Origin of the sequence: Dactylosporangium sp. NPDC050588 (assembly GCF_040654975.1) — a bacterium.
Taxonomy (GTDB): Bacteria; Actinomycetota; Actinomycetes; order Mycobacteriales; family Micromonosporaceae; genus Dactylosporangium; species Dactylosporangium maewongense.
On sequence record NZ_JBFAJA010000115.1, the window covers coordinates 16,938 to 38,272 of the forward strand.

Annotated in this window: 26 protein-coding genes; 16 read left to right on the forward strand and 10 right to left on the reverse strand. The window is 69.7% G+C overall.

Annotation, left to right across the window (positions count from 1 at the left end):
• Positions 1–29 precede the first annotated feature (29 nt).
• Positions 30–689 (forward strand): TetR/AcrR family transcriptional regulator C-terminal domain-containing protein, encoded by a 660-nt coding sequence (locus AB0I21_RS50535; RefSeq protein ID WP_360572136.1) that lies wholly within the window; start codon positions 30–32, stop codon positions 687–689.
• A 27-nt stretch (positions 690–716) separates the two neighbouring features.
• Entirely contained in the window at positions 717–1,181 is a 465-nt protein-coding gene (locus AB0I21_RS50540; protein WP_360572138.1) for a DinB family protein, read from the forward strand.
• 9 nt (positions 1,182–1,190) lie between these two features.
• Here the strand turns inward: AB0I21_RS50540 and AB0I21_RS50545 are convergent, their stop codons facing one another.
• Both AB0I21_RS50545 and AB0I21_RS50550 read right to left on the reverse strand, forming a co-directional pair.
• A complete protein-coding gene (locus AB0I21_RS50545; protein WP_360572140.1) occupies positions 1,191–1,883 on the reverse strand; it encodes a uridylate kinase in 693 nt (230 codons plus the stop codon).
• 613 nt (positions 1,884–2,496) lie between these two features.
• Positions 2,497–2,700: a ClpX C4-type zinc finger protein gene (locus AB0I21_RS50550; RefSeq protein ID WP_360572142.1), complete on the reverse strand. Its 204-nt coding sequence runs from the start codon at positions 2,698–2,700 to the stop codon at positions 2,497–2,499.
• 215 nt (positions 2,701–2,915) lie between these two features.
• Between AB0I21_RS50550 and AB0I21_RS50555 the strand changes: the two genes are divergently transcribed.
• A complete protein-coding gene (locus AB0I21_RS50555; RefSeq protein ID WP_360572144.1) occupies positions 2,916–3,266 on the forward strand; it encodes a hypothetical protein in 351 nt (116 codons plus the stop codon).
• A 106-nt stretch (positions 3,267–3,372) separates the two neighbouring features.
• Here AB0I21_RS50555 and AB0I21_RS50560 read toward each other — a convergent pair whose 3' ends face one another.
• Together AB0I21_RS50560 and AB0I21_RS50565 are read right to left on the reverse strand one after the other, a co-directional pair.
• The gene (locus tag AB0I21_RS50560) at positions 3,373–4,050 is read right to left on the reverse strand and encodes a FadR/GntR family transcriptional regulator (protein WP_360572146.1); all 678 of its coding nucleotides are present in this window, start codon (positions 4,048–4,050) and stop codon (positions 3,373–3,375) included.
• 43 nt (positions 4,051–4,093) lie between these two features.
• Positions 4,094–5,206, reverse strand: coding sequence for a C45 family peptidase (locus AB0I21_RS50565; protein ID WP_360572148.1), 1,113 nt, complete (start codon positions 5,204–5,206; stop codon positions 4,094–4,096).
• A 132-nt stretch (positions 5,207–5,338) separates the two neighbouring features.
• On the opposite strand from AB0I21_RS50565, the gene AB0I21_RS50570 reads away from it, so the two are divergent.
• Entirely contained in the window at positions 5,339–6,301 is a 963-nt protein-coding gene (locus AB0I21_RS50570; RefSeq protein ID WP_360572150.1) for an acetylxylan esterase, read from the forward strand.
• Positions 6,298–7,242 carry an amidohydrolase family protein gene (locus tag AB0I21_RS50575; protein WP_360572152.1) on the forward strand — a complete coding sequence of 315 codons (945 nt, stop codon included), beginning with the start codon at positions 6,298–6,300 and terminating at the stop codon, positions 7,240–7,242. Before AB0I21_RS50570 ends, AB0I21_RS50575 begins: the two co-directional genes overlap by 4 nt.
• Here the strand turns inward: AB0I21_RS50575 and AB0I21_RS50580 are convergent.
• The gene (locus AB0I21_RS50580; protein WP_360572154.1) at positions 7,193–8,797 is read right to left on the reverse strand and encodes a hypothetical protein; all 1,605 of its coding nucleotides are present in this window, start codon (positions 8,795–8,797) and stop codon (positions 7,193–7,195) included. The genes AB0I21_RS50575 and AB0I21_RS50580 overlap by 50 nt on opposite strands.
• A 376-nt stretch (positions 8,798–9,173) precedes the next feature.
• On the opposite strand from AB0I21_RS50580, the gene AB0I21_RS50585 reads away from it, so the two are divergent.
• The 3 genes from AB0I21_RS50585 to AB0I21_RS50595 are packed head-to-tail and all read left to right on the forward strand — an operon-like array spanning position 9,174 to position 12,224.
• Positions 9,174–10,439: an extracellular solute-binding protein gene (locus AB0I21_RS50585; RefSeq protein WP_360572156.1), complete on the forward strand. Its 1,266-nt coding sequence runs from the start codon at positions 9,174–9,176 to the stop codon at positions 10,437–10,439.
• A 4-nt stretch (positions 10,440–10,443) separates the two neighbouring features.
• Entirely contained in the window at positions 10,444–11,403 is a 960-nt protein-coding gene (locus tag AB0I21_RS50590; RefSeq protein ID WP_360572158.1) for a sugar ABC transporter permease, read from the forward strand.
• The gene (locus tag AB0I21_RS50595) at positions 11,400–12,224 is read left to right on the forward strand and encodes a carbohydrate ABC transporter permease (RefSeq protein ID WP_360572160.1); all 825 of its coding nucleotides are present in this window, start codon (positions 11,400–11,402) and stop codon (positions 12,222–12,224) included. Before AB0I21_RS50590 ends, AB0I21_RS50595 begins: the two co-directional genes overlap by 4 nt.
• Here the strand turns inward: AB0I21_RS50595 and AB0I21_RS50600 are convergent.
• On the reverse strand, positions 12,221–12,976 hold the full coding sequence (locus tag AB0I21_RS50600) for a GntR family transcriptional regulator (RefSeq protein ID WP_360572162.1): 756 nt from the start codon (positions 12,974–12,976) through the stop codon (positions 12,221–12,223). The genes AB0I21_RS50595 and AB0I21_RS50600 overlap by 4 nt on opposite strands.
• A 114-nt stretch (positions 12,977–13,090) precedes the next feature.
• On the opposite strand from AB0I21_RS50600, the gene AB0I21_RS50605 reads away from it, so the two are divergent.
• From AB0I21_RS50605 to AB0I21_RS50630, 6 genes are all read left to right on the forward strand, one after another.
• A complete protein-coding gene (locus AB0I21_RS50605; protein WP_360572164.1) occupies positions 13,091–13,939 on the forward strand; it encodes a cupin domain-containing protein in 849 nt (282 codons plus the stop codon).
• Entirely contained in the window at positions 13,932–14,888 is a 957-nt protein-coding gene (locus tag AB0I21_RS50610) for an ROK family protein (protein ID WP_360572166.1), read from the forward strand. The genes AB0I21_RS50605 and AB0I21_RS50610 overlap by 8 nt, the downstream gene beginning before the upstream one ends.
• 106 nt (positions 14,889–14,994) lie before the next feature.
• Positions 14,995–15,423 (forward strand): DJ-1/PfpI family protein, encoded by a 429-nt coding sequence (locus AB0I21_RS50615; RefSeq protein ID WP_360572168.1) that lies wholly within the window; start codon positions 14,995–14,997, stop codon positions 15,421–15,423.
• Positions 15,424–15,456: 33 nt separating this feature from the next.
• Positions 15,457–16,497 carry a hypothetical protein gene (locus tag AB0I21_RS50620; protein ID WP_360572170.1) on the forward strand — a complete coding sequence of 347 codons (1,041 nt, stop codon included), beginning with the start codon at positions 15,457–15,459 and terminating at the stop codon, positions 16,495–16,497.
• A gap of 11 nt (positions 16,498–16,508) precedes the next feature.
• Entirely contained in the window at positions 16,509–17,174 is a 666-nt protein-coding gene (locus AB0I21_RS50625) for a type 1 glutamine amidotransferase domain-containing protein (protein WP_344509833.1), read from the forward strand.
• Positions 17,171–17,911 (forward strand): SDR family oxidoreductase, encoded by a 741-nt coding sequence (locus AB0I21_RS50630; protein WP_360572172.1) that lies wholly within the window; start codon positions 17,171–17,173, stop codon positions 17,909–17,911. The genes AB0I21_RS50625 and AB0I21_RS50630 overlap by 4 nt, the downstream gene beginning before the upstream one ends.
• Before the next feature lie 81 nt (positions 17,912–17,992).
• On the opposite strand, the gene AB0I21_RS50635 is transcribed toward AB0I21_RS50630, so the two are convergent.
• From AB0I21_RS50635 to AB0I21_RS50645, 3 genes are all read right to left on the reverse strand, one after another.
• Complete coding sequence (locus AB0I21_RS50635; protein ID WP_360572174.1) at positions 17,993–18,784, reverse strand: SMI1/KNR4 family protein; 792 nt, start codon at positions 18,782–18,784, stop codon at positions 17,993–17,995.
• A gap of 148 nt (positions 18,785–18,932) precedes the next feature.
• Positions 18,933–19,505: an SDR family NAD(P)-dependent oxidoreductase gene (locus tag AB0I21_RS50640; protein ID WP_360572176.1), complete on the reverse strand. Its 573-nt coding sequence runs from the start codon at positions 19,503–19,505 to the stop codon at positions 18,933–18,935.
• The gene (locus tag AB0I21_RS50645) at positions 19,502–19,750 is read right to left on the reverse strand and encodes a hypothetical protein (RefSeq protein ID WP_360572184.1); all 249 of its coding nucleotides are present in this window, start codon (positions 19,748–19,750) and stop codon (positions 19,502–19,504) included. Before AB0I21_RS50645 ends, AB0I21_RS50640 begins: the two co-directional genes overlap by 4 nt.
• Between AB0I21_RS50645 and AB0I21_RS50650 the strand changes: the two genes are divergently transcribed.
• Both AB0I21_RS50650 and AB0I21_RS50655 read left to right on the forward strand, forming a co-directional pair.
• On the forward strand, positions 19,706–19,924 hold the full coding sequence (locus AB0I21_RS50650; protein WP_360572182.1) for a GyrI-like domain-containing protein: 219 nt from the start codon (positions 19,706–19,708) through the stop codon (positions 19,922–19,924). The two genes, AB0I21_RS50645 and AB0I21_RS50650, sit on opposite strands and share 45 nt — an antisense overlap.
• Positions 19,925–19,949: 25 nt before the next feature.
• Complete coding sequence (locus AB0I21_RS50655) at positions 19,950–20,966, forward strand: endonuclease/exonuclease/phosphatase family protein (RefSeq protein WP_360572178.1); 1,017 nt, start codon at positions 19,950–19,952, stop codon at positions 20,964–20,966.
• A gap of 76 nt (positions 20,967–21,042) precedes the next feature.
• Here the strand turns inward: AB0I21_RS50655 and AB0I21_RS50660 are convergent.
• A partial coding sequence (locus AB0I21_RS50660; protein WP_360572180.1) for a S41 family peptidase occupies positions 21,043–21,335 on the reverse strand: 293 nt, incomplete at its 5' end.

The window sequence follows — 21,335 nt, forward strand, 5'->3', positions numbered from 1 at the left end:
ACGCCGTAAACATCGTCAAGGGAGCACGTGTGCCGAAGGCCGGGCTGAGCCGGGAGCGGGTCCTCGACGCCGCGCTGGACTACGTCGACACCCACGGCCTGCCGGCGCTGTCGATGCGCAAGCTGGGCGCGCACCTCGGCGTGGAGGCGATGTCGCTCTACCGGCACGTACCGAACAAGGACGCGCTGCTCGACGGCCTGGTCGACCGGGTGATGGAGCACGCCTTCGCCGGACTGTCCGTGGACTTCGACGACTGGGTGCCGTGGATGCGGTCCTTCGCGCACTCGCTGCGGGCCGCGCTGCTCGCCCACCCCGGCGTGCTCCCCCTCGCCGCGACCCGCCCCGTGAACTCCCCCGACGCGCTGCGCATGTCGGAACGCTGGCTGGCCGCGATGCGCGCCGCCGGCCTGCCCCTCGGCCGCGCCATGGACGTCGTGAACGTCGTGGCCACGTTCACCATCGGGCACACCCTCGCCGAGGCCGGCCGCACCCCCGGCCACGAGGACTCCGACCCCAACCTCGACGAGCACGCCGGCGACCTCGACCCGGCCGAGTTCCCGAACCTCCTGGAGGTCATCACCACCCGCGCCGGCCTGGACTTCGACCACCGCTTCACCGAGGCCGTCGACATCCTCCTCGCCGGCTACGCGGCGCTGCCTGTTGCGGATCCGCACGTTCCTTCGCCGTGACGCAACACTGGCGGCAATGCTGGGCCCGTGCCCCGAAACGACACCGGTCCCCCGCAAACCGCCCCCGACGAGAAGCCCGTCCTGCTCGGCTTCCTCAACTACCTCCGCGACGCGATCACGGCCAAGGTCTCGGACGCCCCCGAGCCACACGTCCGCACCGCGGGCGTCCCCTCCGGCACCAACCTGCTCGGCCTCGCCAAGCACCTGGCGCACGTGGAGCGGTATTACTTCTTCGGCGACCGCATCACCAGCCTCCGCCGCACCATGCAGCCCACCACCAGGGACACCGTCGAGAGCATCCTCACCGACTACCGGCAGACCATCACCCGCGCCAACGAACTCATCGAGTCACGCGACGACCTCACCAAGCCGCTACGCGCCGGCGGCCCGTCCCTGCGCTGGATCCTGGTCCACCTCATCGAGGAGACCGCCCGCCACGCCGGCCACGCCGACATCCTCCGCGAACACCTCGACGGCACCACCGGCCGCTGACGGTTCAGTTCACCCCTGCCCGGTCCCGCTCCTCGGCACGATGCGGGGGTGTTCAAAGTTCCGGTTGTCGATGACGATGTCGGCCTGTTCGGCGGGGCGGATCTCGGCCAGGTACAGCTCCTCGCCGGGGATGTAGTAGGTGCGGTACCGCTCGGCGGCGGCCTCCGCCGAGTCCATCCACGCCTGGTCCCGGGCCGTGCCGCGGGACAGTACATCCGCTACGTCGATGTGGAGGTAGACGCGCAGGTCCCAGTGCCGTGCCAGGGCCGGCTTCTGCAGGAAACCGCCGTCCACGACGAGGATCGCGTCGTCCGAGGCCACCTGGACGCCGGAGTCGACGGGCGTGCGACCGCTGATATCCATGATCTGGGTGCGGTAGCGGCGGTCGCCGCCGGGGCCGAGCGGCACCAGCAACGCGTCGCGGATGGCGTCGACGTCGTACATCTCGAAGTAGTAGCTCTCCGGCGAGCCGGCCGGATACCGCGTGCGCAGGTCGACATGCCGCTTGAAGTGGTCGGCCCCGACCCGGAGCACGGGCCGCGCCGTCTTCCCTCGCAGGGCGGCGGCCACCTCGTCGGCCAGCGTCGTCTTACCGGCAGCGGAGTGACCGTCGATGCCCACCCGCGTCGGGTGCTCCAGCCGCAGCGCGAGAATCCGGTCCGCCAACCCGTCGACCACCTGCCGCCGTGCAGCGCTACGCACGCTGGTCCGCGAAACGGTCGATCCGGCCGTCTGCGGCGTCCTGGACCGCGGCCGCTCGCAAGACAACTTCCACGCGCACCAGCCCACGGTAACGGACTGCACGGCAACATCTGGTCATCGGCCCGCTTCCCCGCCAGCGGGGTGATCACGATGAGCGGCCGGTGCGCCGTGCGCCTCGACTAGCTGAGCGAGTCGTACGGCATGTTCGCTCGCCGCCACGTCGGAACGGCATCGCACCGTTACCAGTGTCTCCGCGTCGCTGCGGAGGCGTACCACCCAGCCGCCGCGGAAGACGAGTCGATGGACGATCTGGTTGCCGGCGTACAACACCGGCAGCAGCAGCAAGTCCCAACCGCTCCCGCCGGAGGAGCCGGACGCCGCATCCCATCGCACCACGCCCGATGGACCAGCGGTCAGCAGGAACTCTTGGCCGTCCGGCGACCGAACTGTCCGCTCTACCGACGCCTTGCGCCTGACCACGACCCCAGCATCCACATGCCACGACTGCGTCTCCGCGGTTTCGCGGCCGGCGGAACCTCGGACGGCGGCAGATCTGAATGGGTGACCGGCTGGCCGGCTGGGTAGGCCACCAAGCCGTACAGCGACCCTCTGTTCAGCTCTTCAACGGCCAGCGTTGGGACCAACCACCCTGCGGCGGTGTCAGCCCGACCTCCTGATCAAAGATCTCGGCGCACTTCGCGACGCACACCTGGCAGATGATCGGTCCTGCCTTGGTGGCTACGACCCGGACGTGCCGATTGTGGCGGCCGCAGAGAGAGCACGTGACGTCGCTGAACCGAGACGAATCGTCCACCATCCGGCCAGGATAGCCAGCCTCGTCCAACGCGCATGGTCTGCGACGAACGCGGTGCCGGCAAGCACGACGGCCCAGTCATGGATTCGGTAGCCGGGGGCGCGTAGCTGGCGAGCCCGAAGATTATGGCGTCGACCAGCCAGCGAGCGCCGCACCGACGGTCGCGAAGAGCCCTCCACCGACAGTGGGCGGTACGGGGCCGGTGCGACACTGGTGAGGTGGGGAGATGGTTCGATCACGCGGCGGCGGAGGCGGCCGAAGCGTGCGGCGACTGGGCTACGGCGATCGAACTTGTCAGCGAGTATGCCGAGCCGTACAGCCCGGACCATCACCGGCACAACGCCCACCTCTGGCACATGGATCTTCTGGCGAAGGCCGGCCTGCTGACCGAGTTGGCCGATCGGGCCGACAACGATGTGCACGCCCGGCGCCGGCTGGATCGGTTCCTGTTCGAAGAGGGCAACGCCGGCGAACTCCGCAGACGCGCCGACCGTGGCGACAAGACCGCGCTGCACCTGCTGGTGCGTCTGCTTCGCGGACGGGGGCAGCACGCCGAACATGCTCCGTAGGGCCGCCGCGAGGTTGCCGGCGATCTGCCCCAACCGGACATGATCGGCATCAACCGCCCGCCCGGCCTACGAACGGCCGGTCGGGCAGAGGTGCCCGACTGCGCTGCTACTTCCGGCGTGCGGGCTTGGTCACGGTGTCCTCGACGGCGGCCAGGTGCAGCTTCATCGCATTGGCCGCCGCGTCGGCGTCGCGCTTCGAGATGGCGGCGAGGATGGCGTCGTGCTCGTCGGCCGCCTGGGTCGCCCGGCCCGGCACGGCGGCCGCGGCGATGGCCTGCTCCTGCAGGACCGAGCGGAGCTCCGAGACCAGCCTGGGGAACAGCGGGTTGGCGGTCGCGGTGGCGATGGCCACGTGGAAGTCGGCGTCGATGCCAACTCGGATGGAGGGGTCCTGCTCCTCACGGAACCGCACGAGCAGCTCGGTCATCGTCTTGAGGTCGGTCCGCGAACGGCGCTCGGCCGCGAGGGCGGCCAAGGGCACCTCCAGCGTCCGGCGGACCTCGTGCAGGTCGCGAGGGAGATACTTGCCGGTCAGCAGTTGTGACGGCGCGAACTGCGCGTCGACGAAGGTCCCCTTGCCGGCGTACGAACGGGTGAGACCGAGCGCGTTCACGCTGTGCAGTGCCTCACGGATCACCGAACGGCTGACCGCGAACGACTTGGACAGCTCGGCCTCGGAGGGCAGCCGCTGACCCACCGCGAACTCACCCGACTCGATGAGTTCGACGAGTTGCGAACGCACGTGTTCCGCCGCGGTGCGCTGCGCGACAGGGATCACCTTCACGGCTGCCAGGTTAACAGCCTGTCGGGCAGCCGGCCGGTCAGACTTAGGCATCGAAGCGCACCGGCGCTGACCAGGTCGATTCGCACGGGCTGCCGGCGGCGTACACCAGCGAGCGAGCCGACAGGTCCATCACGATCCCCGCGATGGTGCAGGTGCGCTCGGCCATGGGCTGGGCCGCGTCCGGGTGCTGGCACACGCTGTGCGGTGCGTCCGCGTGGTCGGCCAGCGCCTGCTGCAGGCTCTCGATCGTGTGCGTGTCGTGTTGCTGCACGCGCGCGGTCAGGTGGTGCAGCCGGTTGCGCGTGTGCGCCTTGCGCTCGAGATAGCGGTCCACCCCCGTGAGACCGTCGACCAGGAAGTGGTTGGCGTGCGTGACCGCACCGTCGACGGGAGTGATCACGCCGCACGGGCCGTCGCCCGGTCCGGTCTCTATGTCCGCGCAGAACCCGCTCGCGTCCGCGATGAGATAGTTTGCGGAGTTTGCCCGTGATGTGGATTGAATCCGCTGGGCGGCCTCCGCACCAGTGTCACTGTCGAGCACCGATCGCAGCAGCACGTGGTACGGAACGCCGAACCGGCCCTCGTCGCCGTCCGAGATGAGGGTGTTGGTGCACAGGCCGACCCCGCTGGAGTTGATCCCGACCTTCGCCAGCATCCCGGCCTCGACCACCGTGACGAAGTCCGGGCCGTCGTCCCGGCGCACCTGGAGCACGATCGCGGTTTCCCGGGCCCCCTCGATCCAGTCCCAGTTCTGCCCCATCAGCGCGGCACCGGAGGTCGTGCGCTCGGGGGTCAGCGCGAATGACGTGCACTCGGTGGATGCCACCGCCCGGGCCCGCCCGGGAGCGGCGAACATGATCTCGCTGCGGGTGTTCAGGGCCAGGATGTCGGCCACCTCGACGCCGGCCCCGCGGGCGATCGCCCGGATCTCCCGCGCGGACGCCGGCGAGAAGTCCTCGATAGGACCGGCGAACCGGAGTCCATGTCGCCGCACGGCGTCCCAGTCCCACGATGCGTAGTGCCGGAACACGCCGGCGTAGGTCCGCAACGCGTGCTCGATCCGGGTCTTCGCAGCGAGGCCGTACTGGTATCCCCGCTCTTCCGGGTCGCCCGCGACGGCAATGACGTCGTACCCGGAGGCGACTGTCCGCGCCATGCCCGTTCCTCCACCTGTAGCTCCTGGCTTCACTCGCCTGGCAGGCTATCAGGTTGCATGACAGGTTGTCCCTTCCCCGCCGGGGTCGCGGTTGCTTAGACTCCTGTCGGACTGTCGGACAGGAGTCGTGCGATGCGGGTGGACCTCCCCCTCGATCAACTGGTGCGGTACGAGTACCCGCACCCCGAGCCCGGGGACTTCGACGCCTTCTGGAGCCGGACCCTGCGCGAACAGGGCGCTCATCCCCTCAATCCGCGGTTCGAGCCGGTGGACGCCCTGGTCCGGACCGTTGACGTGTACGACGTCACCTTCGGCGGATACGCCGGGGACGACGTACGAGGGTGGCTGCTGCTGCCGCACGAGCGAACCGGCCCCCTGCCGCTCGTGGTGGAGTACCTGGGCTACGGCAGCGGACGCGGGCACCCGGTCGAGTCGCTCGCCTACGCCAGTGCCGGCTTCGCGCACGCCGTCATGGACTCCCGCGGCCAGGGCAGCGCCCTGCGGGCCGGCCACACCGCGGACCCGCACGGGGCGGGCCCGTCCGCGCCGGGGTTCATGACCCGGGACATCCTCGATCCCGAGCGGTACTACTACCGCCGCCTGTTCACCGACGCGTACCGGTTCGTCGATGCCGTGACGACCCACGAGGCCGTGGCGCGCGACCGGATCGCGGTGACGGGACGCAGCCAGGGGGGTGCCATGGCGCTCGTGGCGGCCGGCCTGCGAGACGATGTCCGCCTGGCGATGCCGCACGTGCCGTTCCTGTCCGCCTTCCGGCGCGCGGTCGAGGCGACGGACCACAGTCCCCATGGGGAGATCGTCAAATGGCTGGCCGCCCACCGCGGTTCGGTGGAGCGCGCCTTCGAGACCCTCGCCTATTTCGACGCCGTGTCCTTCGCCCGGCGAGCCACCTGTCCCGGCCGGTTCTGCGTCGCCCTGCATGACGTCGTGAGCCCGCCTTCCACCGTTTTCGCTGCATACAATGCCTACGCCGGGCCCAAGGAGATGACCGTGTGGCAGTTCAACGGCCACGAGGCGGGCGGGCCCGAAGACCTCTTGCGAACCATCCGTGCCGTCCGAGAGCTGGTGTCATGACCATCGTCGACTTTCACCACCACGCGCCATTGGCGTCCTATGTCAGCCGGTTGACGGCGCTGGGCATCCAGGCTCAGCCGGGCGCACCGTTTCCGGTGTGGGAGCCGGCGGACTCGGTCCGGATGATGGATCGGCTGGGCATCGACCTGGCCGTGCTGTCCGTCGCCTCGCCCGGGTTCTACTTCGGCGATCAGACCTTCACCACGGCCCTGTGCCGGGACACCAACGACGAGCTCACCGAGGTGGTCCGCGACGGCGACGGGCGGTTCGCGGCGGTCGCCTGCCTGCCGCTGCCCTCGGTCGATGCCGCGCTCACCGAGATCGAGCGGGTGTTCGACCGGCCGGAGTTCGTCGGCGTCGGCCTGCTCACCAGCTACGCCGGGTCGTACGTCGGCCATCCCAAATTCGACGGCCTGCTGGAGACCCTGAACGACCGCGGTGCCTTCATCCACGTGCACCCGGTGCTGCCCGCGTGGTGGCCCGAGGGCGAGATCCCCATCCGGCCGTCGGTCCTGGAGTATCTCTTCGACTCGACGCGCCTCATCACGAACCTGCTCCTCACCGATGTGCCGCGCCGATTTCCGCGGATCCGGTGGGTCTTCTCGCACTGCGGCGGCGCGATGCCGGTCGTCGCTCCGCGCATGGTGCTGGCCGAAGGCATGCCGGAGCTCGCGGCCGTCGCCGGGCAGGGCGTCCTGCGCGCGCTGGCGGCGTTTCGCTATGACACCGCCCTGTCCCACACCGCCGCCGACCTCGGCGCGCTGCTGTCCTTCGTCGACGACTCGCGGGTCGTGCTGGGAACGGACTTCCCGTTCTCGTCGCTCGACGAGGTGGCCGAGCGCTTCAACCTCTTGCGCGAGTATCTCGGCGACACGCATCGCTCGGCCGTGCTCAGCGAGAATGCCCGCGAGCTCGTCGGCGACCGGGGGCGGGCGCGGTGACCCGGGCCGGCGGCTGGATGGTCAGCGCCCGGTAGATGGCCGCCTGCTCGGGGCTCAGCGGCGTGGTCTGCGTGACGGTGCCGGCCGGACCGGAGAGCGTCACCTGGGCCACCCGCCCGAGCTGCCGGTTGATGATCCGCCAGGTCTGACCGCAGGACTGCTCGGCGACGCGGGTCAGCAGCAGGGCCAGCCACCAGATCAGCACGTGCGCGCGGATGCGCTGTCCCGAGCGGTGGGCGGCCGCTCCGGGCAGCAGCCGCGCCTTGAGGTCACGAGCTTCCAGGAGGTTCTTGTGGCCCAAGGCGACGTCTTCGGCGCTGACGTGCGGGTCGGAGGTGGCGATGAGGTACTTGCCGTCGAGCCTGGCCTCGGCCTTGACCTTCGCCAGGTCCACCTTCAGGTATCCGTCGGGCCGCCGGATCAGCCAGCGGCCGAGGACGGGGTGGTCGCGGAGCGCGCACTCGGCCCGCACACGGCCGGCTTCGTCTCGGGCGTACAGGTCGGCGATCCGGGCCAGTTCGGCTTGGATGCGGACGATTGCCTCGTCGCGCTGCCGGCGGTCGCGCTGCGCCTGATCCGGGTCGTGGCAGACGACGAACCGGGCGTCCTGACCGTCGATGCGGACCTCCCGGACGCGCAGATCGTCGCGGACGTGCCGGTAGCGGCCCGAGCGGGACAACACCGCCTCGACGAGGCGGTTGCCCTCGCACATACGCATCGCGGCCATGTAGTGATCGCCGGCGCGGCCCAGGCCGGCCAGGTCGTCCGCGCCTGAGAAGCCGCGCTCGACCACGGTGATGACCCGGCCCGGATGCCGGTCCAGCAGGTCGTCGCGGACCTCGGCCGGGACGGAGCCGGCACCGTCGCCACCCGGCCAGCACCAGCAGCGGACCGGGATGCCTTCCTTGGTCGTGGCCAGGCCGATGACGATCCGCTCCCCGTCGTCGCAGGCGAACTTCATGGTGTCGAAGAACAACGGGTCGAGCCGGTCGGTCACGGCGAGGAGCAGCGACTCCTGCACCCGTGCCTGCGTGTCCGCGTCATCGAGCAGATCCATCGCCCGGCGGACGTGTTCATCGTCCATTGTGGATATTCCCGGCACGGCGGCCTCCTCGCGCACCCATTCCGCGGCCGTCAGCCCGCCCATCGGGGCCACCGCCCGGTGGGCGACCAGCGCGAACAGCACCCGTTCCAGGTTGGCGGTGAACCGCCGCGCACCGGTGGCCGCACGCACCGCCGCGCCCACGTCGAGGCGGTGCCACAGCGCGTCGAGCAGCCAGACGGCTCCGACGGTCCGGACATCGACGACCTCCAGCGACGCGGCCCTGGCGGCCGCACCCGCCGGCGCGGCACCGGCCGGATCGTCGCCGCCGAAGTGCCTGCCGATCGAGGCGGCCAGCCGCTGCAGCCCGGCCACATCAACCTGGTCCTCCCGGCCCAGATTCATCAATATGTCCGGCTTGATCTGCCCGTCCACCCGCCGGTTGTGGGCCAGGGCGACATAGCGCACCACCGCGCCGTCGGCGTTGGTCCGCGAGGTGAATCGCAGGAACATGCCTACGACCAAACCATTCTTGACCTGCTAGCACAAGGTCAAGATACTGAGTCGTGTTACTACATGTTCATCCTTCCGGGCCGCCTTGCGGCCATCCGACACCGCTCTGACCAGCGGTGATCCGAAACTGATCACTCCCGCGTGTGTACCAAACCGTGGGCCCCGGGCGCAAGGAAACTTCGTAACGAACCGAGCGGAGGCCCTTGCGATCCACCTCACCACGGTGCACCCTGAGGGACAACTTATCCGGCTGTCAGACAGCCGGGCAGGTTGACAGGTCCGGAGGCACCGCGTACCCCGCGCTTAGCAGGTCTTCGGTCCCGAGCAGAGGAGAGCAGCGATGCGTGCAAGGAACTTATGGCGCGGCCGTGTCGCCGTGGCCATCGGGCTGGCGGGGGCTCTGGCCCTCGCGGCCTGTGGTGGAGCAAGCGACTCGGGCGCAAACAGCTCGGGCGAGATCAAGGGAAGCATCGACTTCTGGATGGGCGACCCCATCGGGGACGCCCAGCAGCCAATCATGCAGAAGCTGGCGGACGACTACGCCGCCGCACACCCGGGGACCAAGGTGAACCTCCGGTTCCTCGGTAAGGACGCACACCAGACGTACCTGACCTCGATCGCCGGCGGCAGCGTCCCCTGTGTCGCACTCATCGGCAACACCTGGACCCCCGAATTCGCGGCACTCAACGCCCTCGAGGTCTACGCCAACGACCCCAAGACGCTGCAGGGCACCTACGTGCCCGGCATGATCGAGTCGACCATCTTCAAGGGCAAGTCGTACGCCGTTCCCTACGACACCGGTGTCCGCGCCCTCATCTACCGCAAGGACATGCTCGAGGCGATCGGCAAGACCGCGGCCCCCGCCACCTGGCAGGAGCTGCGCGAGGATGCCCTCGCCATTCAGGCGAAGAACCAGGGCGTCAACGGGTTCGGCATCATCGGCGGCGCGCACTGGTACTACCTGCCGCTGATCTGGAACTGGGGCGGGGAGATCGCCAAGCAGAGCGGCGACAAGTGGGTCTCCGAGGCCGGCTCGCCGCAGTCCGTCCAGGCGTTCCAGTTCTACTCCGACCTGCTGACCAAGGATCGCCTGTCGCCCGCCGGCGCCTCGGCCTGGACCGCGGCCGACGTCGACAAGTCCATGGGCCTGGGCCAGACGGCGATGATGGTCGGCGGATCGTGGGACCTGCGGACCATTCTCAAGCAGAGCCCCGGTCTGGAAGGCAAGCTGGCCACAGCCGTCCTGCCCAAGGGCCCGGGTGGGAACAACGACACGTTCGCCGGCGGCAGCAACCTCGCCGTGTTCCGCGAGTGCAACAACAAGGCGGTGGCGAACGACTTCGTGAAGTTCATGATGACCAAGGAGAACCTCGTGCCGGTCACCTCGAACCTGGGCCTGCTCCCCGCGACGAACGACGCGCTGGCCCAGGAGAAGGCCACCGGGTCGTTCTCCGCCCCACTGTTCAAGGCGTACGCCGAGCAGGCCGACCACACCCGTTCCATTCCGCCGGTGGCCACTTGGGGCAAGGTCGAGGGGGCCAACTCCATCGTGAACGCCATGCAATCGATCATGAGCGGCAAGAAGACGGCCGACGTCGCCATGAAGGAACTCGCGGACCAGGTGAACCAGGCAATTGGTTGAGAATGTGAAGACCACGATCCGTCGCGCGGCGTCCTCGGCCATCCCGAGGGCGCTGCGCGCGCCGCGCTTGCCGCACCGGCAGCAGAGCTTCGAGAAACGATTCCTGCCGTGGGCCTTCCTGGCGCCGCTGCTCGCGGTGATCGTCGGCGTGGTCGGATACCCCGTGGCGCGCACGATCTGGCTGTCGTTCTTCGACGGCGAGTACCTGCAGAGCGGACCGTTCGTCGGGCTGCAGAACTACCGCGACATCTTCGCCGACCCGAACTACACCGCCGCGCTGCTGCGCACGACTCTGTTCGCGGCCGCGGTGGTCGTCACCACGATCCTGCTGAGCCTGGCCATCGCCCTGGTCCTTGACTCCGCACCCCGCGCGGCCAGGGTGCTCAGCGTCATCGTGCTGCTCCCCTGGGCCATGCCGCGGGTCGCGTCGGGCATCGTCTGGAAGTGGCTGTTCGACGACCAGTACGGCGTGGTCAACTGGCTGCTGGTCAACTGGTTCGGCCTCGACTCCTTCAACGGCTACTCCTGGTTCAGCACGGGTACACCGGCCATGGTGGCCATCACGGTCGCCGTCGTCTGGCACTCGGTCCCCTTCGTGGCGGTCTCCCTGTTCGCCGGGCTGCGCGGCACCCACGGTGAAGTGGTGGAGGCGGCCCGGGTCGACGGCGCCAGCGCCTGGCAGATCCTGCGACGGATCCGGCTGCCGATGATCCGTCCCCTGCTGGTCGTGATGACCACGATCTCGACCATCTGGGCGTATCAGTCCTTCGACCACTTCCTGGTGATGACCACACCGCCCGGCGGCCCGGACCACTCGACCGAGGTGTTGTCCCTGCTGACCTGGCTCGAGGCGTTCGCCCAGCTCGACCAGGGCTCCGCCGCGGCCATGGCCGTGGTCCTGTTCCTCATGCTGGCCGCGGTGAGCGTGCTGTACGTCCGGCTGAACCGAGAGGACGTTCGATGACGTCGCTGTTGCGCCGTGGTGCGCTGTTCCTGCTCGTTGCCGTGATCGTGGTGAGCAGCCTGTTCCCGTTCTTCTGGATGCTGGTCACGTCGGTCAAGCCCGACAGCGAGCTGTTCACCCGCACCCCGCGGTTCATCGTCACGTCGCCGACGGTGGAGCGGTACACGCACCTGCTCGACGGCAACATCCCCACCCAGTTCCGCAACTCCCTCATCGTCGCCGTGGCGACGACGGTGCTGACCGGCCTGATCGCCCTGCTGGCGGGCTACGCCCTGGCCCGCTACCGGCTGCGGACCCGGCACATCCTCACGGTCGTCATCCTCGTCACGCAGTTGCTGCCGCAGACCATCCTCGTCATCCCACTGTTCACGCTGTTCCGCAACGCCGGCCTGCTCAACACGTTCCAGGGGCTGACCCTGAGCCACCTGGCGCTGACCGTGGGCCTGTGCACGTTCATGCTGCGCTCGTTCGTCGTGGAGATCCCGTACGAGCTGGAAGAGGCCGCTCTGGTCGACGGGGCGAGCCGGCTACGCGCCGTCTGGTCGATCGTGTTCCCGCTGGCCTGGCCCGGGCTGGCGGCGAGCTCCGTCTACGCGTTCATCACGTCGTGGAACGAGCTCATGTTCTCGGCGACGTACATGCAGCGGCCCGCGATCGAAACGCTCCCGGTCGCCCTGCAGCAGTACTTCTCCAGCTACTACACCGACTGGGGCGGAGTGATGGCGGCGAGCGTGATCTTCACGATCCCCGTGGTGATCTTCTTCCTCGTCGTGCAGAAGCGGCTGATGCAGGGAATGGCATCGGGCGCGATGAAGGGTTAGAAGCGGAACAGCGACGCCTGGAAGCGGTAGGAGTCCCCGCGGTACAGCTGGCGGCCCACGTCGAAGCACTGATCGTGCTGGTCGAAGGTCTTCTGGTAGCCGACCAGCACCGGATCGCCGGGCTCGAGGCCGAGCACCTTGGCCTCCCGCGCCTTGACCGCCTCCGCCGCGAGCTCGTAGTCGCACCGGCTGGCCGCGATGTCATACCGGTCGCGCAGCACGTCGTAGAGCGACTGGCCGGTGAAGTCGACGTCCTCGATGCCGGGCACCCGGGCGGCATCGAGGCACGAGTGGTCGACGCTGAGCGGCGAACCGTCCAGGAACCTGACCCGGCGCAGGTCGACCACCGGCTGGGAGGCGTCGATGCCCAGGACCTCAGCCTCGGCCAGGGTGGCCGGGCGGACCGTGGCCCGCACGACCCGGGACGTCGCCTCCATGCCGCGCTCGCGCGCGACCTCGCTGAGCCCGCGCAGCCGGTTGGGCTCGTGCACGAGCCGGTTCTCGCCGACGAACCAGCCGCGCTGCGGCGACGGCAGGATCCGCCCGGCATCGGCCAGGGCGCTGAGCACCTGCCGCAGCGTGGCCCGGCTGACCCCGAGCTCGGCGGCCAGGGTGCGCTCGCCGGGCAGCCGGCTGCCGGCCGGAAACTGCCCCACGGTCAGCGCTTCCTGGAGGGCGCGGTAAGCCTCGACCGCGTTGTTGCGGCCCTCCACCCGAGCTGGGGAGACCTTGAGGTCGAGTGCCTTCGCCACGGCTGCCACTCCTCGGTTCGTCGGTGTGCGCTGCATCCTAACGCCCTTGACACGCACGACCCGATCCTTCCAGACTGGTCTACTATACAGACCAGTTGGCCACGAGAGGGCGACATGACAGACGAGAGCATCCGCGAGCCGCAGGTCCTTCGATATCGGGACCTCGAGCGGCGCACGTGGGGCGACGAGACCACCGGACGGCTGTGCGACTGGTTCTACGCCGACGATGCAACGATGAACCTCAACATCGTCGGCATGCCGCCGAACGGTTCCGCGATCTCCTCGCCGGAGCACCCCACGGTGTTCGGCGCCGACGAGCTCTTCTACGTGCTCGAAGGGCGCATGGTCCAGAGCAACCCGGTCACCGGCGAGGTCTTCGTGGTCAACCCCGGCGAGGCCATCTTCTTCCGCAAGGACACCTGGCACTACCAGTGGAACCACAGCAACACGCAGCTGCGGATGCTCGAGTTCTTCCAGCCCGCCCCCAAGGCCGGAACGGGCGGCGCCTACGCGCGCGCCCAGCCGCCGCTCGACGGCCCGCCGAAGCAGGGGCAGGACGAGCTGCTCGGCAACTGGCCGATGGCCCGCGACCTTCCGCGCGAGCGGACCACCTGGATGATCCGGGAGGCCGACATCCTCTGGCGCATGGAGGGCACCACGCGGGGCCGCGAGATCCTCGTGGGCATCCTGGCCAGCACCGAGCACCTCACCGGCGGGAAGATGTCGTTCCTGGGCGGCCAGCGCAGCGACGTGTACAGCCACGGCGCCGACAAGGTGATCTTCGTGGAGTCGGGCAACCTGCACGTCGAGCTGACCGGCACGAAGAAGTGGGTCGAGCTGGACGCCTGGGACGGTGTGCGGATCCCGGCCGGCACACCGCACTCGTTCTACAACATGAGCCACGAGCCCGCCACGTGCCTCTTCTCGGTAGCTGGCGAGTACCGGCCGGGCTGCGTTGCCTGACATCGCGGTCGGCGGCGGTCACGACACCATCGTGGCCGCCGTCGACTGGGGTGGGACCTGGATCCGGGCGGCCGCCGTGTCCGGCGGCCGGATCGTGCGCAAGGACCGCCGCGCCAAGCCGGCGAGCCTGGCCGAGCAGTACGTCACCGTCGCCGAGATGGTCCTGCACACGACCGCGAACCTGGCCCAGCCTCCGGCGGCGGTGGGTGTGGGACTCGCGGGCGTGGTGCAGGAAGGCATCGTCGGCACCGCCGTCAACCTCGGTTTCACCGACGGGACCGACGTTGCGGCGGCGCTGCGCCCGCACCTGCCGCTGCCCACCTATCTGCTCAACGACGCGCAGGCCACCGCGCTGGGTGTGGCGGCGCGCTGGCCGCACGGCACGACCGCCGTCCTGACCATGGGCACCGGCATCGGCGGCGCGGTGATCAGGGACGGCTCGCTGGACTCCGGGCTCGGCGGCGCCGGCGACTTCGGCCATGTGGTGGTCGACGTGTACGGCCCCCGCTGCCCCTGCGGCGGCACCGGCTGCCTCGAGGCGCTGGTCTCCGGACGGGTCCTGGCCGTAGCGGCGAACGAGCTCGCGGAGGACGGGTTGAGTCCCCTGCTCGCCGCGCGCGCACACAGCGGGCGCGCCCTGCACGCCGGAGACCTGCAGGACGCCGCCGAGAACGGCGACGGCCAGGCGGTCGGCGTGCTCGACCGGTCCGCGTTCGCCCTGTCCGCCGGCCTGCGCACGATCGTCGCGACGCACGATCCGCAGCGCATCGTCCTTGCCGGGGCACCCCTGGCCCCGGACACGTGGTTCGGCCGGGCGGTGCGGACCCACTGGGACCGCACCCGACCGCGCTGGGCCCGCACGGAGCTGCACCACGTGCGCGACGACGAGGACGCGGCACTGCTCGGGGCGGCGTCGCACGCACTCGACAGGCTCACCGCGGCTTTGTAGCGGCTCAGCCCGGCTCCTGACGAACTTCCCAGCCGATCCATCGTGTGGCAAACTGCAACTGGTTCATGTACTAGACCAGTTCTCTTGAGAGGCCAGGTCAATCCCCATGACGTTGTCCAACCGTTCGATCGTCGTCTTCGCCTTCGACGGCTACCAGGAGCTCGAGTTCTGGTACCCGGTCCTGCGGGCCCGGGAGGAGGGGGCTGAGGTCAAGGTCGTCGGTCCGGGGGACGGCCCGTGTGAGAGCCATCTGGGCTACCCGATCCTCGGGGACACGGTCCCGGACGAGGTCGTGTCCGAGGACGTGGACGCACTGGTCGTGCCGGGGACGGTGACCGGCCGCCCGGGGGCCAGCGACGAGCAGGTGGCGCTCCTGCGCCGGTTGCGCGCCGCGGAGGTGCCCATTTTCGCCAGCGGCTCCGGCGCCCACCTGGTCCGGGAGCTCGTCCTCGACGTCGATCCCGACCGCGTCGCGGTGGACGCCGACGCCCTGCCCTCCCTGTTCACCCGGCTGCGGACCGAGCTGGCCGGCTGAGCCCCGCTCGCCGACGTCGAAGGAGCGTTCGTCATGCAGATCTTCCGTACCGTGCTCGGTGACGTCCCGGCCGAGGAGTCGGGCCGCATCCTCACCCACGAGCACCTGCTCTACGGCTACCCCGGGGCCGAGCTGGACCACCGAACCGTGTTCGACCACCCCGCCGCCGTCGAGCGGGTCAGCGATCAAATCGTCACCGGCATGATCCCCAACGGCTACAACACCCTCATCGACATGACCCCTGCCGAGGTCGGCCGCCACCCGCAGTTCATGGTGGACGTCGCCAAGCGCACCGGCATCAACGTCGTGGCGATCACCGGATTCTTCCCGGAACGCATGGGCGTGCCGTACTACTGGCGCCGGCAGACCGTCGAGGAGCTCACCGACTTCTTCGTGCGTGACCTCACCGAGGGCATGGTGTTCGCCTGGCAGCAGACGCCGTACAAGGCCGGCGCCATCAAGATCGCCACTGGCCAGGAGAGCGTCTTTCCCAAGCCGAGCCCGGTGGGCGCGTACGGCCGCCACGTCCACGAGGTGGAGGACCGCCTGATCCGGGCGGCCGGCAAGGCGGCCATGGCGACCGGCTGCGGCATCAACACCCACATCGACCCGATGGACTTCGAGGTCACGAACCCGGGACGCGAGCAGCTCGAGATCCTCGACGAGGTCGGCATGGACCTCTCCAAGGTGATCATCGGCCACGCCTTCGTGCCGCCGCAGGTCAACATGATGCGCGAGGTCCTCAAGATGGGCGCGAACGTCCAGCTGGACCACATCGGCATTCCCTGGCGCGTCGGCAGCGCGGAGGAGCTGGACGAGGCGATGGCCAACGCCCTCATCGAGCTCATCGAGGACGGCTACCTGGACCGCATCGTTCTGTCGTTCGACCGGTGGTTCTTCAACCCCCGGGCGACGGTCACCGAGACCGACCCGCAGCTGGAGAACGAGAAGGTCAACCTCAACTACATGTTCACCAGCTGGGTGCCGCGCCTGAAGGCCAAGGGCGTCACCGACGAACAGCTCGACCAGATCATGATTCACAACCCCCGACGCATCCTGTCGATTGCGGTCTGACGGAGGACTGAATGGAACTGCAGAAGGCTCGAGTCGCCGTCCTGGCCGAGAACCTGTACCAGGAGCTGGAGCTGTGGTATCCGGTCCTGCGGCTGCGGGAGGCCGGTGTACGGGTCACGATCGTGGGCTCCCGCGCGGGCGAGGTGTACGCCAGCAAGCTGGGCTACCCGGCGGTGGCCGAGGTCGGCATCGCGGACGTGTCGCCCGACGACTTCGACGCGGTGATCGTGCCCGGCGGGTTCTCGCCCGAGTACCTGCGCCGGGAACCGCGCTTCGTCGAGTTCGTCCGCGCCCTGAACGACCGGGCCGCCCCGGTCGCGGCGATCTGCCACGCGGGATGGCTGCTGGCCACGGCGGACATCGTGAAGGGGCGGGCCGTCACGTCGGTCCCCGTCATCAAGGACGACGTCATTCACGCCGGTGGCGACTGGCGCAACGAGGCCGTCGTGGTCGACGGCAACCTCATCACCTCGCAGCTGCCCAACGACCTGCCCCAGTTCCTCGCACGGATCCTCGACGCCCTGGCCGGCAGCGACGCGAAGGGCGGTGACGTCCCGGCCGTCGTCCGTGATGCCACGCCGAGCTCGGCGGTCTACCGCGCGGCCGCCGTGGTGAAGAACCGTGCGGCCGGGCCGGGATCGGCCAACTACCGGGCGTACGCGGTGGCGGGCGAGTGACCGTCGCGCTGGTCGCCGGCGGCGCCACCGGCATCGGACGGGCAACCGTCCGGGCCCTGCGCGCCGCCGGCACCGACGTCTACCTGGCCGACGTCAATGACTCGGCGGCCCGGGAGGTGGCGGAGCAGGAGGCCCCGGGACGGATCGTCGTGGGGCACCACGATCTGGCCGACCGGCACGCGCCGAAGGCCGCCGTGGACGCCACCCTGGAGGCATTCGAGCGGCTCGACCACGTTGTCGTGACCGCCGGTCTGCACGTCGTCGCTCCCCTGGAGACCTTCGCGTTCGAGGCGTGGGAAGCGACCATGGCGGTGAACGTTCGGGCGCCCTACCTGCTGGCTCAGGCGGCCGCGGCGGCGCTGGCGGACACCCGCGGAAGCATCGTGTTCACGGGCTCGACCGCGGCCCACCGCGGCAGCCCCGGCACGTTCGCCTATGCCGCGTCCAAGGGTGCACTCATCAGCCTGACTCGATCACTGGCGGTCGAGCTCGCGGGCCGTGGAGTTCGCGTCAACAGCGTGTGCCCGGGGTGGATCGACACCCCGTTCAACGATCCGTACTGGAACGCCCAGGCCGACACCGAGGCCGCCCTGAACGGCATCGTCGCGCGGGTGCCGCTGGGCCGGCAGGGCGATCCGGAGGAGGTGGCCGCCCTCATCGTGTACCTGCTCGGTCCGGGCTCGGCCTACCTGACGGGGCAGTCCGTGATCCTCGATGGCGGCCTGCTCTCCGCCTGAGCTACGACTGGGCGGCCGGCCGGGGACGGTGGTTCGACACCACCAGTCCCCGGGCCGTGCCGCGTGCGTCGGAGAGATGGTTCAGGCCTCCAGGCGATGGCCGATGCGGTCGAGGGCGTCCTTGCCCCAGTACGTGCTGAGCTGCGTCGCCAGCCCGCTGGCTGCCCGCACGGTGGTGACGAGGTCGACGAGCAGGTCGTCGCTGGCTGCCCACAGGTAACACTGGCCGCTCTGGCCCCACGCGTCCTTCTCCAGCAGGACCCGCTGGTCGTCGCCGCTTCCGGCGAACCGGTACCGATGGAAGTTGCTGTCCGCGAGCCGCTCCTCCAACCGTGTGCCGAGACCCGCCCAGGCGGCCGGTTCGAAGCTCGGGACCGACGCCCGGAGCGTCCGTTCGCCGCACATCGCCTGATGGTCCCAGATCCGGGTGTACACGAGATCCGAGAACGAAGCCGTGAGCATCGTCCACTCGTCGGTGGGCTCCAGGTCGTCGAACGAGATCATCACGGGCGGGTCGTCGCTGCCGTCGAGCATGACCGCCCAGAAGCAGACTCCCTGATTCTCGATCATGAACGGCAGCAGCTGACGCTCGGCGACCAGATCCCACTCGCGTTCCTGGTCGGACTCGTCGCCGGCCCAGTACTGCTCCATCCGGCCCAGCTCGTGGGCCGCGTACACGCGGTCCTCGTTGCTGAACGTGCGCAGCGTCTCCTGGCCGGCGGCGAGTGAATACCACTCCCGCACCGATGCGGGCAGCGGGAAGCCCCGCACGGCGGCGAACCGGTCGATGGCCGCGACGGCGTCGGGTGAGATCTCCGCGGTTCGCCCGGCCAGGGCCAACGAACGCGCGTGATACCGCAGCTGGGACAGCATATGTGGAACGCTCCTGAATGCCTTGTGTACGTTGACGCGATGCGATCTTGAAACGCGCGGTGCATCGTACAGAGGCGGTTCAAGGGCAGGCGGGCCGAAACAACTCCCGCTGACGTGACCGCCCGGCGAGGGTGCCTGAGGTCCTGCCTCACGTTCCCGGCGGGAAGTCGGCGGCGCAGGAGGCCGCTTCGGACCAGGTGATGTCGGTCAGCGCTTCGCGCAGCGTCGACGTCACGGCGTCATACGCGTCGCTGCCCAGCACCAGCCGGCGCGGAGGAGGGTCCTCGGCCATCGCGGCGATGCGCACGCCGGCGACCGAGGACATGTTGACGATCCACCCGCGGCGCCGCTCCCGCATGCCGGGCAGCACCGCACGGGTCACCGAGAGCAGCGCGAAGAAGTTCAGGTCGGACGTGCGGCGCACCGCATCCTCGGCCATGCCCTCGATCGAGCCGTACCATCCGCGCCCGGCATTGTTGACCAGCACATCGATCCCGCCCATGCGCTGCTCGGCCTCGGCCACAGCGGCGCAGACCTGCGCCGCGTCGGTGACGTCCAGCGGCAGCACCAGCACGCGGTCGCCATACGGCCGCGCCCACTCCCGCAGCTCCTCGGGGCGCCGCGCGGTCAGCACCACCCGATCTCCCGTTTCGAGCGCGGCGTCGGCGTACGCCTGACCGAAGCCGCCCGGTGTCCCGCCGGTGACGAACCACGTCCTCACGGCTCGATCACCAGCCGGACGATCGCGGAGCCGCGCAGGGTGAACCGGTAGTGCAGGTCGACCACCCCGCCCGGGAAGTCGCCTTCCAGATGCTGCACCACGTCGTAGCGGTCCTCGCCCAACCGGGTGACGGAGATGAGTTCGGTGGTGTACGTGTACTCGGCCGCCGCGCCGGCCAGCCACTCGCGGATCTCATCGAGCTGCCACCGGCCGACGTCGCCGTGGCCGTGCACTCCGGCCGGCACGACGACATCGACGTGACCTACGGCCGATTGGGATCATGGGTGGTCGAACATGCCTTGGCCGTCGACGGACCGGTCGACGAGACCTACGTGGTCGGCCCCCGCGACACCCCGACGCCGGCCGACTGGCGCACCGAGATCGGCTGGCCGGTGTTCCGCCTCACCCCAGGGGACTGAGAGCCGGCCACGTACCCTTGGCGGGATGATCAGCTCCGAGGCGCTTCTGCCGGGCACGTCGTCTGCTGCGACCCAACGGCGGCGCCGGTGGCTGACCGTGCTGCTGTGGCTGCTCGTCGCGCCGTTCGCGGTATGGGCGGCGGTGCGGGTGTTCGGTCTGGAGAGCGGCTACCCGATCATCCAGCTCCTCGCCTTCACCCCGTACGTCGCGGTGGTCTCGTTGGTGCCGCTGGCGCTCGCGGTGCTGACGAAGCGGATCTGGCCGGCGGTCGTGGCCGCGGCGGTGGTGGTCGCATTCGCCGCGTGCGTCCTGCCGCGGTGGATCGCCGACACCGACGCCGGGGCTCAGACAGGGCCGACGCTGCGGGTGATGACCGTCAACATGCTCTACGGCCAGGCCGACCCCGGCCAGATCGTGCGCCTCGTCCGCGACGGCGCCGTCGACCTGCTCGCCGTCCAGGAGTACACCGCCGAAGCGCGTGCCGCGCTGCATGCGGCCGGGCTGGAGGAGACACTGCCGGACGCGGTCACCTACCCGCGGGCCGACGCGGGCGGCTCGGCCGTCTACAGCCGCTTCCCGCTCACCGACAAGGGGTACCGACAGCTCGCCGGCGGCTTCATGCAGGCGCACGGCAGAGTACAGGTGCCGGGAGCCCCGGAGGTGTACGTCGAGTCGGCGCATCCGTGTGCCCCGATGGGCCGCGTGACGGACGCCTGTTGGCACGCCGACCTCGCGGCGCAGCCGGCCGCGACCCCGAGCGGGCCGGTCAGCGTGCTCATGGGCGACTTCAACTCGACCCTCGATCACGAGGCGTTCCGCGGGGTGGTGGCGAAGGGGTACCACGACGCCGCCGACACCGCCGGTACCGGGCTCTCCACGTCGTGGCCCTACGACAACCGGTGGTACTTCCCGAGCGTGACGCTCGACCACATCCTCGCCGACAAGCGCGTCGGAGTGCGGAAGGTCGTGATCCATCGCATCGCGGGGAGCGACCACCGGGCCGTCTTCGCCGAACTCGTGCTCCCGAAGGCCGGCGGCTGATCCGCCCGGCCACATCTTCAAGGCCGGGCAGCACGGCTTGACCGCGGCATTGGTCCTGTCCATCTCGGCGACGGGGTCAGCGCAGCGCCGCCACCGCGGTCTCGATCACCGTGTCGGGCGGGTTGACGACGTCGGGCACGACGCCGGCGCCCTCCCAGTTGGTGCCGGTGATGCTGTCGACGACGTAGGCCTCGGGCAGGTACGCCACAACTGTCGGCGCCAGCCGGATCGGCGTGATGTGATCGGCGGCGCCGGGCGTGGTCTCACCCACGATGGCAACCCTGCCCCGTGCCTGCAGGTGATATGCGAGCGCTTCGCCGGACGAGAACGTGCCCGGGCCGACGAGGACGGCGACCGGCTGCCGCAGGC